General features: G+C 70.4%; 17 protein-coding genes and 1 pseudogene. 7 read left to right on the top strand and 11 right to left on the bottom strand.

The features are described from left to right. Nucleotides 1-2,154 (top strand): carbon starvation CstA family protein, encoded by a 2,154-nt coding sequence (locus ACTMVF_RS37840; RefSeq protein ID WP_441275616.1) that lies wholly within the window; start codon nt 1-3, stop codon nt 2,152-2,154. 227 nt (nt 2,155-2,381) lie between these two features. Here the strand turns inward: ACTMVF_RS37840 and ACTMVF_RS37835 are convergent, their stop codons facing one another. From ACTMVF_RS37835 to ACTMVF_RS37825, 3 genes are all read right to left on the bottom strand, one after another. Continuing rightward, on the bottom strand, nt 2,382-3,170 hold the full coding sequence (locus tag ACTMVF_RS37835) for an SURF1 family cytochrome oxidase biogenesis protein (protein WP_441275615.1): 789 nt from the start codon (nt 3,168-3,170) through the stop codon (nt 2,382-2,384). A 71-nt stretch (nt 3,171-3,241) separates the two neighbouring features. Then, nucleotides 3,242-3,475 (bottom strand): hypothetical protein, encoded by a 234-nt coding sequence (locus tag ACTMVF_RS37830; RefSeq protein WP_079051088.1) that lies wholly within the window; start codon nt 3,473-3,475, stop codon nt 3,242-3,244. A gap of 79 nt (nt 3,476-3,554) precedes the next feature. Beyond that, nucleotides 3,555-4,565 (bottom strand): DEDDh family exonuclease, encoded by a 1,011-nt coding sequence (locus ACTMVF_RS37825; RefSeq protein ID WP_441275614.1) that lies wholly within the window; start codon nt 4,563-4,565, stop codon nt 3,555-3,557. Nucleotides 4,566-4,764: 199 nt separating this feature from the next. Here ACTMVF_RS37825 and ACTMVF_RS37820 point away from each other — a divergent pair. Together ACTMVF_RS37820 and ACTMVF_RS37815 are read left to right on the top strand one after the other, a co-directional pair. Then, nucleotides 4,765-5,189 (top strand): annotated as a pseudogene (locus ACTMVF_RS37820) (VIT1/CCC1 transporter family protein); the annotation flags it as partial. A 109-nt stretch (nt 5,190-5,298) separates the two neighbouring features. After that, a complete protein-coding gene (locus ACTMVF_RS37815; RefSeq protein ID WP_441275613.1) occupies nt 5,299-6,342 on the top strand; it encodes a zinc-dependent alcohol dehydrogenase family protein in 1,044 nt (347 codons plus the stop codon). A 1-nt stretch (nt 6,343) separates the two neighbouring features. On the opposite strand, the gene ACTMVF_RS37810 is transcribed toward ACTMVF_RS37815, so the two are convergent. The 3 genes from ACTMVF_RS37810 to ACTMVF_RS37800 all read right to left on the bottom strand — a co-directional run bounded on the left by ACTMVF_RS37810 (nt 6,344) and on the right by ACTMVF_RS37800 (nt 10,479). Next, the gene (locus ACTMVF_RS37810; RefSeq protein WP_441275612.1) at nt 6,344-7,351 is read right to left on the bottom strand and encodes a CopD family protein; all 1,008 of its coding nucleotides are present in this window, start codon (nt 7,349-7,351) and stop codon (nt 6,344-6,346) included. A 135-nt stretch (nt 7,352-7,486) separates the two neighbouring features. Continuing rightward, on the bottom strand, nt 7,487-8,854 hold the full coding sequence (locus ACTMVF_RS37805; RefSeq protein WP_441275611.1) for a CoA transferase: 1,368 nt from the start codon (nt 8,852-8,854) through the stop codon (nt 7,487-7,489). 95 nt (nt 8,855-8,949) lie between these two features. Then, nucleotides 8,950-10,479, bottom strand: a complete 1,530-nt coding sequence (locus ACTMVF_RS37800) for a S8 family peptidase (RefSeq protein ID WP_441275610.1) — start codon at nt 10,477-10,479, stop codon at nt 8,950-8,952. A 389-nt stretch (nt 10,480-10,868) separates the two neighbouring features. Here ACTMVF_RS37800 and ACTMVF_RS37795 point away from each other — a divergent pair, with 389 nt between their 5' ends. The 3 genes from ACTMVF_RS37795 to moaA all read left to right on the top strand — a co-directional run bounded on the left by ACTMVF_RS37795 (nt 10,869) and on the right by moaA (nt 14,011). After that, entirely contained in the window at nt 10,869-11,225 is a 357-nt protein-coding gene (locus tag ACTMVF_RS37795) for a DUF485 domain-containing protein (RefSeq protein WP_403345698.1), read from the top strand. Continuing rightward, on the top strand, nt 11,222-12,850 hold the full coding sequence (locus ACTMVF_RS37790; RefSeq protein WP_441275609.1) for a solute symporter family protein: 1,629 nt from the start codon (nt 11,222-11,224) through the stop codon (nt 12,848-12,850). The genes ACTMVF_RS37795 and ACTMVF_RS37790 overlap by 4 nt, the downstream gene beginning before the upstream one ends. Before the next feature lie 171 nt (nt 12,851-13,021). Beyond that, nucleotides 13,022-14,011, top strand: coding sequence for a GTP 3',8-cyclase MoaA (moaA, locus tag ACTMVF_RS37785; RefSeq protein WP_441275608.1), 990 nt, complete (start codon nt 13,022-13,024; stop codon nt 14,009-14,011). 92 nt (nt 14,012-14,103) lie between these two features. Here moaA and ACTMVF_RS37780 read toward each other — a convergent pair whose 3' ends face one another. Together ACTMVF_RS37780 and ACTMVF_RS37775 are read right to left on the bottom strand one after the other, a co-directional pair. Beyond that, entirely contained in the window at nt 14,104-14,319 is a 216-nt protein-coding gene (locus ACTMVF_RS37780) for a hypothetical protein (RefSeq protein ID WP_441275607.1), read from the bottom strand. Nucleotides 14,320-14,533: 214 nt separating this feature from the next. Then, entirely contained in the window at nt 14,534-14,932 is a 399-nt protein-coding gene (locus ACTMVF_RS37775; protein ID WP_441275606.1) for a DUF3099 domain-containing protein, read from the bottom strand. 245 nt (nt 14,933-15,177) lie between these two features. On the opposite strand from ACTMVF_RS37775, the gene ACTMVF_RS37770 reads away from it, so the two are divergent. Continuing rightward, the gene (locus ACTMVF_RS37770) at nt 15,178-15,456 is read left to right on the top strand and encodes a GlsB/YeaQ/YmgE family stress response membrane protein (protein ID WP_441275605.1); all 279 of its coding nucleotides are present in this window, start codon (nt 15,178-15,180) and stop codon (nt 15,454-15,456) included. Nucleotides 15,457-15,522: 66 nt separating this feature from the next. Here the strand turns inward: ACTMVF_RS37770 and tyrS are convergent, their stop codons facing one another. From tyrS to ACTMVF_RS37755, 3 genes are read right to left on the bottom strand one after another with little or no spacing between them, the layout of a single operon-like run. After that, nucleotides 15,523-16,791 (bottom strand): tyrosine--tRNA ligase, encoded by a 1,269-nt coding sequence (gene tyrS, locus ACTMVF_RS37765; RefSeq protein WP_441275604.1) that lies wholly within the window; start codon nt 16,789-16,791, stop codon nt 15,523-15,525. A gap of 56 nt (nt 16,792-16,847) precedes the next feature. Further along, nucleotides 16,848-18,242, bottom strand: a complete 1,395-nt coding sequence (locus tag ACTMVF_RS37760; RefSeq protein WP_441275603.1) for a metallopeptidase TldD-related protein — start codon at nt 18,240-18,242, stop codon at nt 16,848-16,850. Next, on the bottom strand, nt 18,239-19,795 hold the full coding sequence (locus tag ACTMVF_RS37755; protein WP_441275602.1) for a TldD/PmbA family protein: 1,557 nt from the start codon (nt 19,793-19,795) through the stop codon (nt 18,239-18,241). The genes ACTMVF_RS37760 and ACTMVF_RS37755 overlap by 4 nt, the downstream gene beginning before the upstream one ends. Between the last annotated feature and the right edge of the window lie 155 nt (nt 19,796-19,950).

The raw sequence follows: 19,950 nt of genomic DNA, 5'->3' as shown, positions 1-19,950 counted from the left end.
ATGCCCACATCAGCCCTGCCCGAAAACGGCCGTCCAGTGCCGGAAAGGTCCGGGATATCCCCGCGCTCGATCCTCCTCTGGACCACCGTCTCCCTCCTCGGCGCCATCGCCTGGGGCGTCCTCGCGCTGGCCCGGGGCGAGGAGATCTCCGCGGTCTGGCTGGTGGTCGCCGCGCTCGGCTCCTACGCCATCGCCTACCGCTTCTACTCCCGCTTCGTCGCGCGCCGCGTACTGAAGCCGGACGACCGCCGGGCGACCCCCGCCGAACGCCTGGAGGACGGCGTCGACTTCCAGCCCACCGACCGCCGGGTGCTGCTCGGCCACCACTTCGCGGCGATCGCGGGCGCCGGGCCGCTGGTCGGTCCCGTCCTCGCGGCCCAGATGGGCTACCTGCCCGGCACGCTCTGGATCGTCGCCGGGGTGATCTTCGCCGGGGCGGTGCAGGACATGGTCGTGCTGTTCCTGTCCATGCGGCGGGACGGCAAGTCGCTGGGGCAGATGGCCCGCGAGGAGATCGGCCGGGTGGGCGGCGCGGCGGCACTGACAGCCGTCTTCGCGATCATGATCATCCTGCTGGGCGTGCTGGCCCTGGTCGTGGTCAACGCCCTCGCCCACTCCCCGTGGGGCACCTTCTCCGTGGCCATGACCATTCCCATCGCCCTGTTCATGGGCTTCTGGCTGCACCGCATCCGCCCCGGCCGGGTCGTCGAGACCAGCCTCATCGGCGTCGTGCTGCTGCTGCTCGCGATCGTCGGCGGCAGCTGGATCCAGGAGTCCTCGCTGGCCGGCGCCTTCACCCTCAGCCCCACGACCCTCGTGCTGTGCCTCGTCGGCTACGGCTTCGTCGCCTCCGTCCTGCCGGTGTGGATGCTGCTCGCCCCGCGCGACTATCTGTCCACCTTCATGAAGATCGGCACCATCGCCCTGCTCGCGGTGGGTGTCGTGGTCGCCGCCCCCGTGCTGCGCGCGGACTCCGTGACCGACTTCGCCTCGACCGGCGCGGGCCCGGTCTTCGCCGGATCCCTCTTCCCCTTCCTGTTCATCACCATCGCCTGCGGCGCGCTGTCCGGCTTCCACGCGCTGGTCGCCTCCGGCACGACTCCGAAGCTGATCCAGAAGGAGTCCCAGGTCCGGCTGATCGGATACGGCGCGATGCTGATGGAGTCGTTCGTCGCGATCATGGCGCTGATCGCGGCGGCGACCCTGGAGCCGGGCCTGTACTACGCGATGAACGCCCCCGCCGGTCTCCTCGGTACGACCGCCGAGTCGGCGTCCCAGGCCGTGGCGGGCCTCGGCTTCTCCATCACCCCCGACCAGCTGACCCAGGCGGCCAAGGCGGTCGAGGAGCAGACGCTGATCGCCCGCTCCGGCGGCGCCCCGACCCTGGCGGTCGGCATGTCGGAGATCTTCTCCGGCGTCTTCGGCGGCACCGCGATGAAGGCCTTCTGGTACCACTTCGCGATCATGTTCGAGGCCCTGTTCATCCTGACCACCGTCGACGCCGGCACCCGCGTCGGGCGCTTCATGCTCCAGGACGTGCTCGGCAACGTCTGGAAGCCCATCGGCCGGGTCAACTGGAAGCCCGGGATCTGGCTGTGCAGCGGCCTCGTCGTGGCGGCCTGGGGCTACTTCCTCTACACCGGCGCCACCGACCCGCTCGGCGGAATCAACCAGCTCTTCCCGCTCTTCGGCATCGCCAACCAGCTCCTCGCGGCCGTGGCGCTCACCGTCTGTACCACGGTCCTGATCAAGTCCGGGCGGCTGCGCTGGGCCTGGGTCACGGGCATCCCGCTCGCCTGGGTCGTCGCGATCACCTTCACTGCGGGCTGGCAGAAGATCTTCTCCGACGACCCCAAGATCGGCTTCTTCGCCCAGCGCGCCAAGTACGCCGACGGCATCGACGCCGGCCAGGTCCTGCCGCCCGCCAAGACCCTCGACGAGATGCACACCGTGGTCACCAACTCCACGGTCGACGGCGTACTGATCGCGCTGTTCCTGCTGCTGGTCGCGGCCGTGATCGTCAACGCGGCGGTGGTCTGCGTCCGCTCGATACGCCGTCCCGGCTCACTGCCGACCACCGAGGCACCGTACGTCGAGTCCCGCATCGACGTGCCCGAGCAGGCGGGTGAGCCGCTGGTGGGGGCACGGTTGTGAGGGCGGTGCGCTGGGTGCGCTGGTATGTACAAGAGCTGGCCGAGGTACTGGGTCGACAGCACCGAGAGGGTCACGGACAGGGGCGCTGCTGCTGAAGCGAGGGTCGGTGGACGTCCTCGAGGGGCGCGGGGCTCTGTCCGATGTGCGGCTCCGCCGCGTGGGCGCGACCAGCCCCCACAACCCGCAGTCGCCGGACTTTCCGGCCAGCCATGGCGAGTAGGCGGACCCTACACACCCACCGGCTCCGCCTCGACCGCCTTCTCCTGCCCCGCCGCCCGGTCACGAGCCTCGCGGCGGGCCAGGATCATCCACCCGACGGGCACCCCGGCAGCGAACAGCCACCACTGAAGGGCATACGCGTAATTCAGCGGAGCGTTCTCCTCGCCGGGCTTCCCGATCAGCTCCGGCGTATCGCCCTTCGGCGCGGGCGCCGTCTGCACCACGTACCCGCCGAGCACCCGAGCGTCGAGCCGGGAGGCCTCCTGCTCGCTGTTGATCAGCATGACCTGCCGGTCGGGGAGCCCCTTGAGGTCCTTGATACCGCTCGCCTCGGTCGTCTCGTCGGGCATCAGCCGCCCGGTGACGGTGATACGCCCGCTGGGCGGCGCCGGGATCTCGGGGAACGCCGTCTGGCTGGGACCGTCCGCGGGGATCCAGCCACGGTTGACCAGCAGCACCTTGCCGTCCGTCAGGACGAAGGGCGTGAGGACGTGGAAGCCGACCTCTTCGTCGGCGTTGACGCGCCGCCTGACGACGACTTCCCGGTCGGTGTCGAAGCGGCCCACGGCGGTCACGGGGCGGTACCGCTCCTTGGTGGTGACCGTGTGCCCCGGGGAGGTCAGCTTCTCCACGGGCACCGGCTTCGCGCCCAGCGCGTCGGCAACCAACTGGTTGCGGGCGGAGCGCTCCTCGTAACGGTGCATCTGCCAGATGCCCAGCCTGATCATCGTGGGGATGAGGACGAGGGCGACCAGCGTGAGGATCACCCACTGCCGGGACAACAGGAAGCGGTACACCCCACGACCGTACAACTCGGTCGTGGGGTGCTTTCAGGCGGGTACGGGTCGGGGCCGGAACCGGGACCGCGTCACACTTTGTCGACGATCCCCACCTTCCCCTCCTCGCGGGCGCAGTGGGCACCGCAGTACCAGTGGCCCTCGACCTCGACGCCCTGCCCGATGATCTGGACGCGGCAGTGCTCGCAGACCGGTGCCATACGGTGGATCGCACAGGAGAAGCAGTCGAAGACGTGCACCGCGCCCTGCGCGTGCACCTCGAAGGTCATGCCGTAGTCGTTTCCGCATACTTCACATGTCGCCATGCGCCACAGGGTGAGCCGTCACCGCGGCCCGGGCGAGGCGGCTCCGGGCGAGTCGCGCGGCAATCACCCGTCCGTACGGTCACGGCTCCGACGCGGGTTCCACGTCCCTCAGCAACTGCCCGAACGCCGCTTCGTCGATCACCGGCGTCCCGTACTGGCGGGCCTTGACCACCTTCGACGTGCCCGCGTCCGGGTCGTTGGTGACGAGCAGGCTGGTGAGCCGGGACAGGCTCGTCGACACATGCAGGCCGGCCTCGATCGCGCGGTCCTCCAGCAGGTCGCGCTCGATCGAGGTGTCGCCGGAGAAGGCGACCCGCATGCCTTGTCTGAGCCGCTTGCCCTCTTCGTAGCGCCCTGGGTTGGGGTAGGGACACGCGGGCCTCTTGCGGGACGGACGCCAACTGGTCGGCCGATAGCCGCTGGAGCCGCCGTAACCGCTGAAGCCGCCCGCCTGCTGTCCGATCCGGGGAGCGGCGGTGTCCCGCCACTCGGTCAGCGGCCGGCACTCCTGCAGCGGCAGCCGCACACTGCCCGCCGCCGCGGCCCGCAGGCTCGGCCGGAACGCCTCCGCCAGCACGCGCGCGTCGTCCAGCGCGTGGTGCGCGCGCTGCTGTACGACGCCGAAGTGCGCGGCGAGCGACTCCAGCTTGTGGTTGGGCAGCGGCAGGTCCAACTCCTTGGAGAGCGCGATGGTGCACAGCCGCTGCCGTACGGGGGCCTCGCGCTCCGCGCGCGCGTACTCGCGCGCGATCATCTGCCAGTCGAAGACAGCGTTGTGCGCGACGAGCACCCGGCCGTCGAGCCGGGCCGAGAACTCCTCGGCGATGTCCTGGAAAAGGGGCGCCGCTTCGAGCACGTCGCTCGTCAGACCGTGGATCCAGACCGGGCCCGGGTCCCGCTCCGGATTGACCAGCGTGTACCAGTGGTCCTCGACCTCGCCGCGCGCGTCCAGCCGGTAGACGGCCGCGGAGATTATCCGGTCGTCCCGGGCCAGGCCCGTGGTCTCCACGTCAACGACCGCGTATCCCTGGGGATACGCGGCCGGCCAGGCTGTGGCGGAGGGCGCTGCGGCAGTACGGTCTTCGAGCATGGTCACTGAGGATACGGGCCGGGACTGACACTCCTGGCCGTCAGGTGCCTTGCCCCGTCCGCCCGTTCGAGCGCCGCGAACGTCAGCGCGTCAACCGGTGGGCGCGTACAGGGTGTTGCCGTCCCCCCCCCGTGAGCCCGGTACCTGACCGGGAGCGTCGGTACGTCCTGGATGACTGCTTGGGGGCAATCCTCCGCATCTGACCGAACCAACGCATGCCGAGGCCCACGGTGGCGCGCTGGGGGAGCGGCTGAACTGGCTGCGGGCAGCCCTTCTCGGGGCGAACGACGGCATCGTGTCGACCGCGGGACTCGTCGTGGCCTTGAGGCGGCCCTGGAGACGGCGGTCCAGCTGACGGAAAGGGACGCGCTACGGGCGTACGCGCGCGTGGAGCCCGGTATCGACCCGGACGAGCGGACGAACCCCGTGGCACGCGGCCTGGGCGAGCTTCCTCGCGTGCACGGCCGGGGCACTGCTGTCCTGCCGGCGATGGTGCTGCCGCCGGCGAACTGGCGCCTGGCGGTCACCGTGGCCGCGTTACCGGCCGCCCTCGCCCTGACCGGCTGGAGCGGCGCACGCCTGGGCGCCGCCGCCCCGCCCCGAGCCGTACTGCGCAGTATGGCGCCGCCCTGGCCATGAAGCGCGCCGGGCGCCGACGGCTGCGTACCGTGGGACGCGCGCTCGACCATCCCCTCGGCGCACGTACGACCAAGAGACGAGAAGGACCCACGCCATGCGCGCCACCACCATCCACGCCCCCTTCGACATGCGTGTGGAGGATGTCCCCGATCCCGTGGTGCGGCAGCCCACCGACGCCGTGGTGCGGGTGCTGCGCGCCTGTATCTGCGGCAGCGACCTGTGGGCGTACCGGGGTGAGGCGGCACGGGAGGCGGGGCAGCGCATCGGTCATGAGTTCCTCGGCGTCGTCGAGGAGACCGGCTCCGAGGTGACCGGCGTCGAGCGGGGCGACCTCGTCGTCGCGCCCTTCATGTGGTCCGACGGGGTCTGTGACTACTGCCGCGAGGGCCTGACCACCTCCTGCGAGCACGGCGGCTTCTGGGGCACCGTCGGCTCCGACGGCGGCCAGGGCGAGGCCGTGCGCGTCCCCTACGCCGACGGCACCCTCGTCCAGTTGCCCAAGGACGCGGCCTCCGACGACCACCTGCTGTCCGCCCTGCTGACCCTGTCCGACGTCATGGGCACCGGCCACCACGCGGCTCTCGGCGCCGGAGCCCGCCCGGGCGCCACGGTCGCCGTGGTGGGTGACGGCGCCGTGGGCCTGTGCGCGGTGCTCGCGGCCAAGCGGCTCGGTGCCGAGCGGATCATCGCGCTGGGCCGCCACCAGGTCCGCACGGACATCGCGCGCCGCTTCGGTGCCACCGAGGTCGTCGCCGAGCGCGGGGACGCGGCCGTCGAGGCCGTACGCGAACTCACCCGCGGGCAGGGCGCACACGCCGTCGTCGAGGCCGTCGGAACCGAACAGTCCATGCGTACGGCGGTCGGCATCACCCGGAACGGCGGCGCCGTCGGCTTCGTCGGTGTGCCGCACGGCAGCGGCACCGGGCTCGACCTCGGCGTCATGTTCGACCGCAACATCGCGCTCCGCGGCGGCGTCGCACCGGTCCGCGCCTACATCCCCCAGCTGCTGCCCGACGTCCTGAACGGCACGATCGACCCGTCGCCCGTCTTCGACCTGACGGTCGGACTGGGGGACGTCCCCGCAGGCTACAAGGCGATGGACGAGCGCACGGCGCTCAAGGTTCAGGTCACCCTCTGAGTCACCAGCGGATCGGCACCGGCAGCGCCGTCAGCAGTCCCGACAGCGCCACCACCACGCCCAGGGCGACGACCTCCGCCCGCGCGGGAGAGCAGGCCGTCAGTGGGTCGGCCGCCCGGCCCAGCCCGATCCGGGCCCACAGGGCGAGCGCGGCCACGGCCGCCACCAGGATCACCTTGGCCAGCAGGGCACGCCCGTACGCCGTCTCGGTCAGCTGCGCCAGGATCGTGTCCGACGGCATCCGGCGCAGCGAGCTGCACACCCCCGTCGCCGTGATGGCGGCGAGCAGTACGGCCGCCACGCGCGCGTAGAGCCCCAGCAGGGCCGCGCCCGCCTGCGCGCCGCCCCATCCGCGCAGGGTCCGCAGCGCGTGCAGCAGCCCGCCGACCCAGAGCGACGCGCAGGCCAGGTGCACCAGCGTCAGCCCGGAGCCGAGCAGTGGGCTGTGCTCGGTCGTGGGGTGCGCACGCAGTGCCTCGGCGGCAACGACCGCGGCCAGCGGCCAGACCTGGGTGGCGGGCCGGCGCGAGAGGGCGCACAGCCCGGCCACGGCGAAGGCGTTGACCTCCAGCAGCGCGAGCTTGCCGTCGCGTGACGCGTAGAGACCGCCGACGTCGAGGTCGGCAGGGCTGTGCGGCACGAGGTTGCCCGTGGACACCACCGAGGCCAGGCCGAGCGCGGCGACGAAACCGGCGCCGGCCGCGTACGGCGCCCAACTGCGGGGCATCTCCGGGGGAGCGCCGGGCACATGACGGGCCAGCCGGTTCACGAACAGCTCGCCCAGCGGGACGCACAGCGCCGCGAACAGCACCGTACGCAGCAGCCCGATCCCAGCGGTGCCGGGCGCGGCGGCCTCCCCGGTGCCGTCCAGCGCGGCCGACGGCCCGAGCAGCGGGATCAACGCCGCCAGCGCCACCAGGACGACAACGGCGACGGCTCGGCCCACCCCGAGGCGCGGTCTGGGCGCACTCCCGTCGGACACGCCAAGGGAGGGTCTCGTCAACGTCACCTCATGATCTTCACAAAGTGTCACAGAGTCGGGCAAGTGCTGGAAAACAAGTGGTGGTACGGCATTCCGCCCCTGAGTACGTTTCCGGTGCCCCCGGTGCTCAGGCCCACCGAGCGGAATCAAGCCCTCCGCTGCTCAGATCCACCGAGCCGGATCCGCGCCCCAACCCCCCGGCGGCCGCGCCCAGTCGACCGGGCCGCCCGCGAACGACACCGGCGACAGGGCGTACCGCAGCCGCCCGAGCGCGCTGTCCCGCTCGGTGAGCCAGGCGTCGGGCCCGTCGTACGCCACGTCCCCCGCCGGGCCCGGCTCGATCTGGTTCGTCAGCCATGCCGCCGTGCGCGCCAGCGACAGCCGTACCCACCGGCCGTCCCCCTGCTCCGCCCGCTCGGTCAACGCCCGCAGCACGGCCGCCGTCAGCAAATACCCCGTCCCGTGGTCGAGGGCCTGGGCGGGCAGCGCGCCGGGCCGCTCGGTCGATCCCTGGATCGCGGCGATGCCGGTGGCGGCCTGCACGAGGCTGTCGAACCCGCGCCGCCCGCTCCACGGCCCGTACGAGCCCCACGCCGACAACTGCGCGACGATCAGCCCGGGCCACCGCTCGGCCAGTTCCCGAGCCGACAGTCCGAACCGGTCCAGGGCGCCCGGCCGGTACCCGATGACGACGACGTCCGCCGCCGCGAGCAGTTCCTCGAAGGCACGCCGGTCGGCCACCAGGTCCAGCGTCGCCGAGCGCTTCCCGAAGCCCGTGTCGGCGTGCTGGTCGGCCAGTTCCGGCAGGTGCGGCGCGTCCACGCGCAGGACGTCCGCGCCGAGCAGCGCGAGCGTGCGCGTGGCGACGGGGCCCGCGATGACCCGCGTCAGATCCAGTACGCGCACTCCGGCGGCGGGCAGCAGGGGCGCGCCGTCGAGCGGCGGCAGCGCACGCGCGCGTGCCGTGTCCAGCCGCTCGCGCTCGACGAGCGGCCGCCGGGCCACCGCGGCGGCCTGCTCGTGCACCGCCCACTCCTCGGGCGTACGCAGCGCCACGGCCAGGCCGCCGGCCGCGTACACGGACTCCTCCACCTCGCGCGAGGATCGCTCGGCGAGCGCCGCCCCCACGGCATCCGGATCCTCCTCCGTCACCCCCAGCGCGGTCAGCAGCCGGGCCCGGTGATGCGGATAGTTGGCATGCGTGCGCACCCAGCCGTCCGCCGTCCGCCAGAACCGCGACAGTGGCGCGAAGGCGACCGGCGCGCGCCCGTCGACCAGGAGATGCCGTTCACTCACGAACGCCGTGGCGATCGCCCCATCGTGCAGCCGCACGCCCGGCACCTTGGCGAGACCGGCCCGACGCGCTCCCAGCTCGGCCGCGGCCAACGCGCACGCACCCACACAGGCGCGCGCCAACTCCCGTACGGGAAGGCGTGCATGGAGCGCGCCTTCCCGCAGCACGGTGGACACCCGCGGGAGAAGGGCGGGGTCGCCGCCCACCGCGGACCAGGCGGACTTGATTCCAATCATGACTGCACTATGCAGTATTGATTCGCTCAATATATTGACCGGAGGTGTCGCCCTATCGACCGGAGGTGTTGCCGCCGTACATCCGGCCTACCCCATCAATCAACGGCGTCCAGTGCGTCGACGATGCCGAACCCGTAGAACCCGTTGAACCGCTTGCCGCCCTCGCACACCGCGTCCTGCGTGCCGTCGCCGTTCTGGTCGTAGGACTCCGGGCAGCCCGGGTTGTCCGCCTCGGCCTTCAGCAGCGCCTTCAGCTGGGCCGGAGTCGCGTACGGGTACCGGGACTTCAGCAGCGCGGCCACGCCCGCGGCGTGCGGGGAAGCCATTGACGTGCCCTGCAGGAAGCCGTACTTGCCGTTCGGGACGGTGGACAGGATGCGGCCGTTCTTCGACGGAGTGTCCGGGATCTGGTGGAGCCGATCGCCGCCGGGGGCCGCGATGTCGACGACGCCGTAACCGTACGAGGAGTAGTAGGACTTGAGGTTCTGGACGCCCGTGGCGCTGACCGTGACGACGCCCGGCAGCTGCGTCGGTACGTCGAAGCACTCGTGCGGGTCGACCGTCCGCTTGACCGCGGTCGAGTCGTCGGGGCTGCTCTCGTCGACGATCGCGTCGGAGTCCAGGTCGTGGGCGGAGTTGCCGGCCGACGCGAGGTTGAGCGTGCCCTTCCTCTCGGCGTACAGCTGGGCCCTGTTGACCGCATCGACGATCGCCCGCTGGTCAGGATCGTCCATGCAGTTGTACAGCCATGGATCAACGTAGTAGCTGTTGTTCGTGATCTCGACGCCGTGATCGGCGGCGAACACGAAGGCGCACACGACGCTCTCGGGGTAGTAGAGCCCGTTGACCGGATCGCTCACCTTGATCCCGGAGACCTTGACGCCGGGAGCGACGCCGGCGATACCGATGCCGTTGCGGGGCGCGGCTATCTCGCCCGCCACATGGGTGCCGTGGGCGTCGTCGCTCGTGTACGGCCGCCAGGCGCCCTCACGGGTGTCCGCCCTGCCGCCGGCGCAGTTCGCGGACTGGGCGGCGGAGAAGTTCGGCGCGAGGTCGGGGTGCGTGTCGTCGACGCCGTTGTCGATCACGGCGACGGTCACCCTGCCGCTGCCCGGGTTGATCTTCGCTGCCCGGTCGGCGCCGATGGCGCGCAGGTTCCACTGGTCGGCCTCGAGGGGCTCGCTCTCGTCCGCCCCGGCGGCCGCGCTCGTCGTCCTCGCGGCCTGGCCCCGCGTCATGAGCTGGAGGGGGCCCTCGTCCGTCGCCCCGGCGGCGGTCAGGGGCGCCGTACGCGTCGCCCCTGCCGACTGGACCCCGCGTACCGCGCGTATCGCCTTGGCGAAGTCGGGGTTCGCGGAGTGGACGACGATCACGCCGATCCGCGCGTACGTGATCACCACCGTCCCGTCGGCCGCGGCGATCGCCTTCTTCACCGACTCGATCGTGCGATGGTCCGGCCGGGTGTTGACGACATACGCCAGTGAGGACGCGTCCGCGCCCCGCACGGCCGGCTTCGCGGGCGGTGCCGCCGAGGCCCCTGCCGGCAGGAAGCCGACCAAGGCGGTCAGTGACAGAACGAGGGATACGGCGAGGCCGAGTCGGCGTCTGGACCGCAGATGAGCCATGGGATCTCCACATCATCCGGAACGAGACCGCCCGAGACGCGGGTGGGCGCTCGGGCAGGTACATGACCAGTGCTGCAGAGGCGAAGCTATCCCCGAACCTACTGGTCAGCAATCTGACCCGGGACGACTTCGGAAAGAAGCCCTGGGAGTTGAACCGGTCCTCGCGCGGCGCCGTGACGTTGAACAGGAGGCGCGAGCACGATCGAGCCCCCTGTCGGATCACGCGCCGGGGCCCTAACATCGCCACCCGGCTCAAGTGATCCATGTCACTGCGAGGAACAGAGCCGTCCATGCCCGTACCCGATTCGTCCCCGACTTCCGATTCGCCCCCCACCCCCGATCCATCCCCGTCCACTGCCGCAAAAGCGCCCGCAACGCGAGGAGACTCCGTGGCCACCGACGCACCGCCCCCCTCGAAAGAGACACACAAACTCCCCTCCACCGAGGAGTTCACCGAGGTGCAGGAGAGCGCGGAGTTCGGTGAACTGCGCCGTTCCTACCGCTCCTTCGCCTTCCCCCTGACCGTCGCCTTCATCGTCTGGTACCTGCTGTACGTCCTGCTCTCCAACTACGCGGGCGACTTCATGGGCACCAAGCTGTTCGGCAACATCAACATCGCGTTCGTCTTCGGTATCGCCCAGTTCGTCACCACGTTCCTCATCGCCTGGTGGTACGCGCGGCACGCCGGTGCCAAGCTCGACCCCAAGGCCGAGGCCATCAAGACTCGTATGGAGGGCGGCGCATGAGCCCCGCGATGACCCATGTGCAGCTCGCCGCCAACGAGGCCAGCCAGCACCGGCCGTTGATCATCACCCTGTTCGCGCTCTTCGTGGTCGCGACCCTGTTCATCACCGTCTGGGCGGGCCGCCAGACCAAGGACGCCGCGGACTTCTACGCGGGCGGCCGGTCCTTCAGCGCCTTCCAGAACGGCCTCGCCGTCTCCGGCGACTACATGTCCGCCGCGTCCTTCCTCGGCATCGCGGGCGCCATCGCCCTCTTCGGCTACGACGGCTTCCTTTACTCCATCGGCTTCCTGGTCGCCTGGCTGGTCGCCCTGCTCCTGGTGGCCGAGCCGCTCAGGAACTCCGGCCGCTACACGATGGGCGACGTCCTCGCGTACCGCATGCGCCAGCGCCCGGTCCGTACGGCGGCCGGCACCTCCACGATCGTCGTGTCGATCTTCTACCTGCTGGCCCAGATGGCGGGCGCGGGCGTCCTGGTCTCACTGCTGCTCGGCATCACCTCCGACGCGGGCAAGATCCTCATCGTTGCCCTCGTCGGCGTCCTGATGATCGTGTACGTCTCCATCGGCGGCATGAAGGGCACCACCTGGGTCCAGATGGTCAAGGCCGTGCTGCTCATCGGCGGCACCATCCTGATCACCTTCCTGGTGCTGCTGAAGTTCAACTTCAACATCTCCGACCTGCTCGGCAAGGCCGCCGAGAACAGCGGAAAGGGCGCCGCCTTCCTGGAGCCCGGCCTGCAGTACGGCGCGACCGGCCTCTCCAAGCTGGACTTCATCTCCCTCGGCATCGCCCTGGTCCTCGGCACCGCCGGCCTGCCGCACATCCTGATCCGCTTCTACACGGTGCCCAACGCCAAGGCCGCCCGTAAGTCCGTGAACTGGGCCATCGGCATCATCGGCGGCTTCTACCTGATGACCATCGCCCTCGGCTTCGGCGCCGCCGCGCTCATCTCGCAGGACGAGATCATCGCCTCCAACCCGTCCGGCAACACGGCGGCACCACTGCTCGCCCTGCACCTCGGCGGCGTGGACTCCGCCTGGGGCGCGATCCTGCTCGCCACCATCTCGGCGGTGGCCTTCGCGACGATCCTCGCCGTGGTCGCCGGCCTGACCCTGGCCTCGTCCTCGTCGTTCGCCCACGACATCTACGCGAACGTCATCAGGAAGGGCCAGGCCACCGAGAAGGAGGAGGTCCGGGCGGCCCGCCTCGCGACCATCGGCATCGGCGCCGTCTCCATCCTCCTCGGCGCCCTCGCCCGCGACCTGAACGTCGCCGGCCTGGTCGCCCTGGCCTTCGCGGTCGCGGCCTCCGCCAACCTGCCGACGATCCTCTACAGCCTGTTCTGGAAGAAGTTCACCACCCAGGGCGCGCTGTGGTCGATCTACGGCGGCCTGATCGTCGCCGTCGGCCTGGTGCTGTTCTCGCCCGTCGTCTCCGGCGACCCCAAGGCGATGTTCCCCGACGTCGACTTCGCCTGGTTCCCGCTGAAGAACCCGGGCATCATCTCCATCCCGTTCGGATTCCTCATGGGCTGGCTCGGCACGGTCCTGTCCAAGGAAGAGCCGGACGCCGGCAAGTACGCGGAGCTGGAGGTCCGGTCCCTGACCGGCACCGGCGCCCACTAGGCCCTGTCGTTCGGATCAGGAGGCACGCCCCCTGAGCGGCCGCGTCGTAGATGTCTACGACGCGGCCGCGTCGTAAGTCGTGGGATCGGGCCGGTGTCGCTGTCAGTGCCGTCACGTAGGCTCGCAGGTAAGACGGAAGTTGAATCTGGTCGTGACGAGGGAGGGGGCCCAGTGCTCATCGACACCTACGGCCGTGTGGCGACCGACCTGCGGGTCTCGCTGACCGACCGCTGCAATCTGCGGTGCACGTACTGCATGCCCGAGGAAGGGCTGCAGTGGCTGGCCAAGCCCGACCTGCTCACGGACGACGAGATCGTCCGCCTGATCGACATCGCCGTCAGCTCCCTCGGCATCGAGGAGGTCCGCTTCACCGGCGGCGAGCCCCTGCTGCGGCCCGGCCTGGTCGGCATCGTCGAGCGGGTCGCGGCCCTGGAGCCCCGCCCCCAGATGTCCCTGACGACGAACGGCATCGGCCTCAAGCGCACCGCGTCCGCCCTGAAGGCGGCGGGCCTGGACCGGGTCAACGTCTCCCTGGATACCCTGCGCCCGGACGTCTTCAAGACCCTCACCCGCCGTGACCGCCACAAGGACGTCATCGAGGGCCTGCACGCGGCCCGCGACGCCGGCCTGACCCCGGTCAAGGTCAACTCGGTCCTGATGCCGGGCCTGAACGACGACGAGGCCCCGGACCTGCTCGCCTGGGCGGTGGAGCACGACTACGAGCTGCGCTTCATCGAGCAGATGCCCCTGGACGCCCAGCACGGCTGGAAGCGTGACGGCATGATCACCGCTGGGGACATCCTGACCTCCCTGCGCACCCGCTTCGAGCTGACCGAAGAGGGCGAGGAGAAGCGCGGCTCGGCCCCGGCGGAGCGCTGGATCGTCGACGGCGGCCCGCACGTGGTGGGCGTCATCGCTTCCGTCACCCGCCCGTTCTGCTCGGCCTGCGACCGCACCCGCCTGACGGCCGACGGCCAGGTCCGCACCTGCCTCTTCGCCACGGAGGAGACGGACCTGCGCGCGGCCCTGCGCTCGGGAGCCCCGGACGAGGAGATCGCCCGCATCTGGCGGTTGGCGATGTGGGGCAAGAAGGCGGGAGCGGGCTTGGACGACCCGACGTTCGTGCAACCGGACCGGCCGATGTCTGCTATCGGGGGTTAGTGAAGCGCGCCGTAAGGGGCGCGGGGCTGTATCGATTTGCGGCTCCGCCGCGTGGGCGCGACCAGCCCCCACCGGTCCGCAGCCGAAAACCCTCAGACGTCCTTCGTTTCCCAGTCCTTCAGCACGACCACGTCCTTCAAAAACCCCCGCACCCCAAGGAACTGGGACAAGTGCTCCCGGTGTTCGTCGCACGCCAGCCACGTCTTCCGCCGCTCCGGCGTATGAATCTTCGGGTTGTTCCACGCCAGCACCCACACGGCGTCGGCGCGGCACCCCTTGGCAGAGCAGATCGGCGTCTCGTCACTCACAGATTCGTCTCACAAGTTCGCGCATAAAAAGGCGACGCCGAGCAGCCACGGGGGGAGCTGCCCGGCGTCGGTCCGTCGCTCCGACGGGGGATGCGGAGCGCCTACGAAGTATGTCACGGGTAACCCGTCGCCCGGCACCGGAACAACACTATTGATCTGAGCTTTTCCTGAGCTTGGCGCGGACTCGACTTTCGGAGGGAAGCGGTCCGCAGGCTCACACCTCGTCGTGCGGTTTCCTTTGTGCGCCCGGCGCGGAGTCGTCCGTGACATCTTCCGGGACGGATTCCGCGAAACCGTCATTCGTCCGCGGCGGCGTGATCATCGGCCGCATCGGCGCGGCCACGAACGTCGACGGCAAGGACGGCGCATTTTCCCGCCCGGCGTTGGCGATCACCACCGCGATGTACGGCAGGATCGCGCCGAGCACCAAAGCCACGATCGCGACGTGCCGTTCGACGTTCCACAGTGTGGCCGCCAGGATCACCGACACCGTACGGACCGACATCGAGATGATGTACCGACGTTGCCGCGCACGTACGTCGTCGTGGAGGCCCGCCCGGGCCCCGGTGATCCGGAACACCTCGGTGTTGCCGCCCGCATGCAGCTTCCGCATCACATTCCACCATCCGCCCGCATCGGACTCTCCCCCTGCCCGTACCCGTCCGCCCCCGGTCGGGGACCCGGGCCAGGACACCTCCCACGGTACGCCTCGTCTCCGCCGCCTTCGAGACCGGGGCCCCTGTCACCTGGGGGAACGCCCTCAGCCGTAACACGTACGGCCCTGCCCGGCATGCGACGTACCACGTCCGGACCAACACTGGGCGTAATGCTCACCCCGAGCCGTACGAGGAGGCAGCCATGGGCTGGTTGTGGGCGATCATCGTGGGATTCGTGCTGGGTCTGCTCGCGAAGGCACTCATCCCGGGCAAGCAGCACAGCCCCCTCTGGCTGACCACCATCTTCGGCATGCTCGGCGCCATCGTCGGCAACGCCGTCGCCCGTGGCTTCGGCGTCGAGTCGACCCGCGGAATCGACTGGAGCCGGCACATCTTCCAGATCGTCGCCGCGGTGATCATCGTGTACGCGGGGGACATGCTGTACATGGCGACGCTGGGCCGGCGGAAACAGCGGCGCTGAGGCTGATCATGACGACGGGGCGGCCTCCCTGCCGGGAAGCCGCCCCCTGGCCGTGCGTACGTCCGTTCAACCCCCGGTGACCTCGACCGCCGCCAGGTTCTTCTTTCCACGCCGCAGCACCAGCCACCGCCCGTGCAGCAGGTCCTCCTTCGCGGGCACCGCGTCCTCGCCGGCGACCTTGACGTTGTTCACGTAGGCGCCGCCCTCCTTCACGGTGCGCCGCGCGGCGGACTTGCTGGCCACCAGGCCGACCTCGGCGAAGAGGTCGACGACCGGGCCGAGCTGCTCGACCTGGATGTGCGGCACCTCGGAGAGGGCCGCGGCCAGCGTCCGGTCGTCCAGCTCCGTCAGCTCGCCCTGGCCGAAGAGGGCCTTGGACGCGGCGATCACGGCGGCCGTCTGGTCGGCACCGTGCACCAGCGTCGTCAGCTCCTCGGCCAGCGCACGCTGCGCGGCACGGGCCTGCGGCCGCTCCTCGGTCTGCTTCTCCAGCTCCTCCAGCTCCTCACGGGACTTGAAGGACAGGATGCGCATGTACGTCGAGATGTCCCGGTCGTCCGCGTTCAGCCAGAACTGGTAGAACGCGTACGGCGTCGTCATCTCCGGGTCGAGCCAGATGGCGCCGCCCTCGGTCTTGCCGAACTTGGTGCCGTCCGCCTTGGTCATCAGCGGGGTCGCCAGAGCGTGCACGCTCGCGTGCGGCTCCAGCCTGTGGATCAGGTCCAGACCCGCCGTGAGGTTGCCCCACTGGTCGCTGCCGCCCTGCTGGAGCGTGCAGCCGTGCCGCCGGTACAGCTCCAGGAAGTCCATGCCCTGGAGCAGCTGGTAGCTGAACTCGGTGTAGCTGATGCCCTCTTCGGACTGGAGGCGACGGGCGACCGAGTCCTTGGTCAGCATCTTGTTGACGCGGAAGTGCTTGCCGATGTCCCGCAGGAACTCGATGGCCGACATGCCGGCCGTCCAGTCCAGGTTGTTCACCATCGTCGCGGCGTTGTCGCCCTCGAAGGACAGGAACGGCTCGATCTGCGCGCGCAGGCGGTTCACCCAGTTCGCGACCGTCTCCGGGTCGTTCAGCGTGCGCTCGGCCGTCGGGCGCGGGTCGCCGATCTGGCCCGTGGCGCCGCCGACCAGCGCCAGCGGGCGCAGGCCCGCCTGCTGGAGGCGGCGCATGGTGAGGACCTGGACCAGGTGGCCGACGTGCAGGCTGGCCGCGGTCGGGTCGAAACCGCAATAGAACGTGACGGGACCGTCCGCGAGCGCCTTGCGCAATGCGTCCTCGTCAGTGGACAGGGCGATCACGCCGCGCCACTTCAGCTCGTCGACGATGTCCGTCACGGTTCTCGTGTCTCCTCGATGATCTTCGGGCAGTCGGGTGACAGCCGACTACGAGGTTATACGCCCTGACTGACAGAGCTCATGTTGAAATCGGGGACGCGCAGCGCCGGCATCGCCGCCCTGGTGAACCAGTCACTCCATTCCCGGGGCAACGTCTTCTCCGTACGGCCCGCCTCCGTGGCCCGCCCCAGCAGGTCGACCGGCGACTCGTTGAACCGGAAGTTGTTGACCTCGCCGGTCACCTCACCGTTCTCGACGAGGTACACCCCGTCCCGGGTGAGGCCCGTCAGCAGCAGCGTCGCCGGGTCGACCTCGCGGATGTACCAGAGGCAGGTCAGCAGCAGCCCGCGCTCGGTGTTCGCGACCATCTCATCGAGGGAGCGGTCGTCCCCGCCGTCCAGGATCAGGTTGTCGATGCCCGGCGCCACGGGCAGAGCGGTCAGCCCAGCGCTGTGCCGGCTGGTCATGAGGTGCTTCAGCTCGCCCTCCCGCATCCACTCCGTGGCCGCGAGCGGCAGACCGTTGTCGAACACCGACTGGTCGCCCCCGGAGGAGTGCGCGATCACGAACGGCGCGGACTCCAGACCCGGCTCGTTCGGGTCACTGCGCAACGTCAGCGGCAGCTCGCTCAGCTTCTCGCCGACGCGCGTCTTGCCGCCCGGCTTGGAGAACACCGTCCGGCCCTCGACCGCGTCCCGCCCCGACGCCGACCACATCTGGTAGATCAGCAGGTCGGCCACGGCAGTCGGCGGCAGCAGAGTCTCGTACCGGCCCGCCGGCAGCTCAAGGCGCCGCTCGGCCCAGCCGAGGCGTACGGCCAGCTCCGCGTCGAGCACCGTCGGGTCGACGTCCTTGAAGTCCCGTGTGGAGCGCCCCGCCCACGCCGAGCGCGTACGGTCCGGCGACTTGGCGTTCAGCTCCAGCGTCCCGTTGGGCTGATCGTGCCGCAGCCGCAGCCCGGTCGAAGTGCCCACATAGGTCGACACCACCTCGTGGTTGGCGAAGCCGTACAGCTCCCGTACGCCTGCACGCGCGCGTGCGAACGCCTCACCGAGCGCCGGGGCGAAGTCGGCGAACACGGTGGACGACGTCTCGGCCGGGGCGTCCGTGAAGTCCGGCGACGCCGGTACGTCCGTCACCAGCGGCTGCGCGTCCTCGGCGGGCCCGGCACCGCGCGCGGCGGCCTCGGCGGCCCGCACCAGCGGCTCCAGCTCGTCGGCGGTCACGGCCGACCGCGACACGACCCCGGAGGCCGTGCCCTCCTTGCCGTCGACGGTCGCGACGACGGTGAGCGTCCGCCCGCGCGTGACACCGTTCGTGGTCAGCGCGTTGCCCGCCCAACGCAGGTTGGCGGTCGACTGCTCGTCGGCGATGACGACACACCCGTCGGCCCGGGACAGCTCCAGGGCCCGCTCGACGATCTCGTGCGGCTTGCTCGTACGGGCGCTCATCGACCGGCCTCCTGGGTGGTGTTAAGGATGTTGACGCCCTTGAAGAGGGCGGACGGGCAGCCGTGCGAAACCGCCGCGACCTGCCCCGGCTGGGCCTTGCCGCAGTTGAACGCGCCGCCGAGTACGTAGGTCTGCGGACCACCGACGGCCGCCATCGAGCCCCAGAAGTCGGTGGTGGTCGCCTGATAGGCGACATCCCGCAGCTGCCCGGTGATCCGCCCGTTCTCGATCTTGAAGAACCGCTGCCCGGTGAACTGGAAGTTGTAGCGCTGCATGTCGATCGACCACGACCGGTCGCCGACGACGTAGATCCCTCGGTCGACGCTCCCGATCAGATCCTCGGTCGACATCCCGGCCGGATCCGGCTGCAGCGACACGTTGGCCATGCGCTGCACCGGCACATGGCCGGGGGAGTCGGCGAAGGCGCACCCGTTGGACCGCTCGAACCCGGTCAGTTTCGCGATCCGCCGGTCCAGCTGATAGCCGACGAGGGTGCCGTCCTTCACCAGGTCCCAGGACTGGCCCTCGACGCCCTCGTCGTCGTACCCGATGGTCGCCAGGCCGTGCTCGGCGGTGCGGTCACCGGTGACGTTCATCAGGTCGGAGCCGTACCTGAGCTTGCCGAGCTGGTCGAAGGTGGCGAAGGAGGTGCCGGCGTAGGCGGCCTCGTAGCCGAGGGCGCGGTCCAGTTCGGTGGCGTGGCCGATGGACTCGTGGATCGTCAGCCACAGGTTGGAGGGGTCGACGACGAGGTCGTACGGCCCCGCCTCGACGCTGGGCGCCCGCATCTTCTCGGCGAGCAGCTCCGGGATCTGGGCCAGCTCGGAGTCCCAGTCCCACCCCGTTCCCGTCAGGTACTCCCAGCCGCGTCCCACGGGCGGCGCGATGGTGCGCATGGAGTCGAACTCGCCGCTCGACTCGTCGACCGACACGGCGGTCAGCTGCGGGTGCAGCCGCACGCGCTGCTGCGTGGTCACGGTCCCGGCGGTGTCGGCGTAGAACTTGTTCTCGTGGACGGTGAGCAGCGAGGCGTCGACGTGATTGACCCCGTCCGCCGCCAGCAGCCGCGCGCTCCAGTCCGCCAGCAGCGACGACTTCTCCTCGTCGGGCACGGTGAACGGATCGATCTCGTACGACGAGATCCACGTCTTCTCGGAGTGCACGGGCTCGTCGGCGAGCTCCACCCGCTCGTCCGACCCGGCGGCCTTGATCACCTGGGCGGACAGCTTCGCCATCGCCACCGCCTGCGAGGCGACCTTGGCGGCGGCGTCCAGGGTCAGATCCACCCCGGACGCGAACCCCCAGGTCCCGCCGTGCACCACCCGCACCGCGTACCCGAGGTCGGTGGTGTCCGACGACCCGGCGAGCCTGGCGTCCCGCAGGCGCCAGGACGCGCTGCGCACCCGCTCGAACCGGAAGTCCGCATGCTCGGCGCCCAGCGCACGCGCGCGTGCCAGCGCGGCGTCGGCCAGGGCGCGTAGGGGAAGTGCCGTAAAGGCTTCGTCGATCGTATGAGGCACGGAGGTCTCCCTGCTGTCGTGGCCTGTCGGCATCGATCATGTCGCGCGGGCGGGGCCGTGGACCACACGTTTCCGGCTGGAGTGCGCATCTTTCTGTAGAGACCCGACAGCGACACCCCTACGCCACTGTCGGTGCCCGAATGTCCCCGGCCGGGACCCGACCGATAGGTTTTCGGTGAAGCCGCCTG

Origin of the sequence: Streptomyces sp. SD31, from assembly GCF_052068475.1 — a bacterium.
Classification (GTDB): Bacteria; Actinomycetota; Actinomycetes; order Streptomycetales; family Streptomycetaceae; genus Streptomyces.
Note: the sequence above shows the minus strand (reverse complement) of the source record. Positions and strands in the feature narration are given on the sequence as shown.

Coding starts and splice junctions, on each gene's coding strand:
- ACTMVF_RS37840 (WP_441275616.1), top strand. CDS start 1: ATGCCCACATCAGCCCTGCCCGAAAACGGCCGTCCAGTGCCGGAAAGG.
- ACTMVF_RS37830 (WP_079051088.1), bottom strand. CDS start 3,475: ATGGCGACATGTGAAGTATGCGGAAACGACTACGGCATGACCTTCGAG.
- ACTMVF_RS37825 (WP_441275614.1), bottom strand. CDS start 4,565: ATGCTCGAAGACCGTACTGCCGCAGCGCCCTCCGCCACAGCCTGGCCG.
- ACTMVF_RS37815 (WP_441275613.1), top strand. CDS start 5,299: ATGCGCGCCACCACCATCCACGCCCCCTTCGACATGCGTGTGGAGGAT.
- ACTMVF_RS37805 (WP_441275611.1), bottom strand. CDS start 8,854: ATGATTGGAATCAAGTCCGCCTGGTCCGCGGTGGGCGGCGACCCCGCC.
- ACTMVF_RS37800 (WP_441275610.1), bottom strand. CDS start 10,479: ATGGCTCATCTGCGGTCCAGACGCCGACTCGGCCTCGCCGTATCCCTC.
- ACTMVF_RS37790 (WP_441275609.1), top strand. CDS start 11,222: ATGAGCCCCGCGATGACCCATGTGCAGCTCGCCGCCAACGAGGCCAGC.
- ACTMVF_RS37775 (WP_441275606.1), bottom strand. CDS start 14,932: ATGCGGAAGCTGCATGCGGGCGGCAACACCGAGGTGTTCCGGATCACC.
- ACTMVF_RS37770 (WP_441275605.1), top strand. CDS start 15,178: ATGGGCTGGTTGTGGGCGATCATCGTGGGATTCGTGCTGGGTCTGCTC.
- ACTMVF_RS37760 (WP_441275603.1), bottom strand. CDS start 18,242: ATGAGCGCCCGTACGAGCAAGCCGCACGAGATCGTCGAGCGGGCCCTG.
- ACTMVF_RS37755 (WP_441275602.1), bottom strand. CDS start 19,795: ATGCCGACAGGCCACGACAGCAGGGAGACCTCCGTGCCTCATACGATC.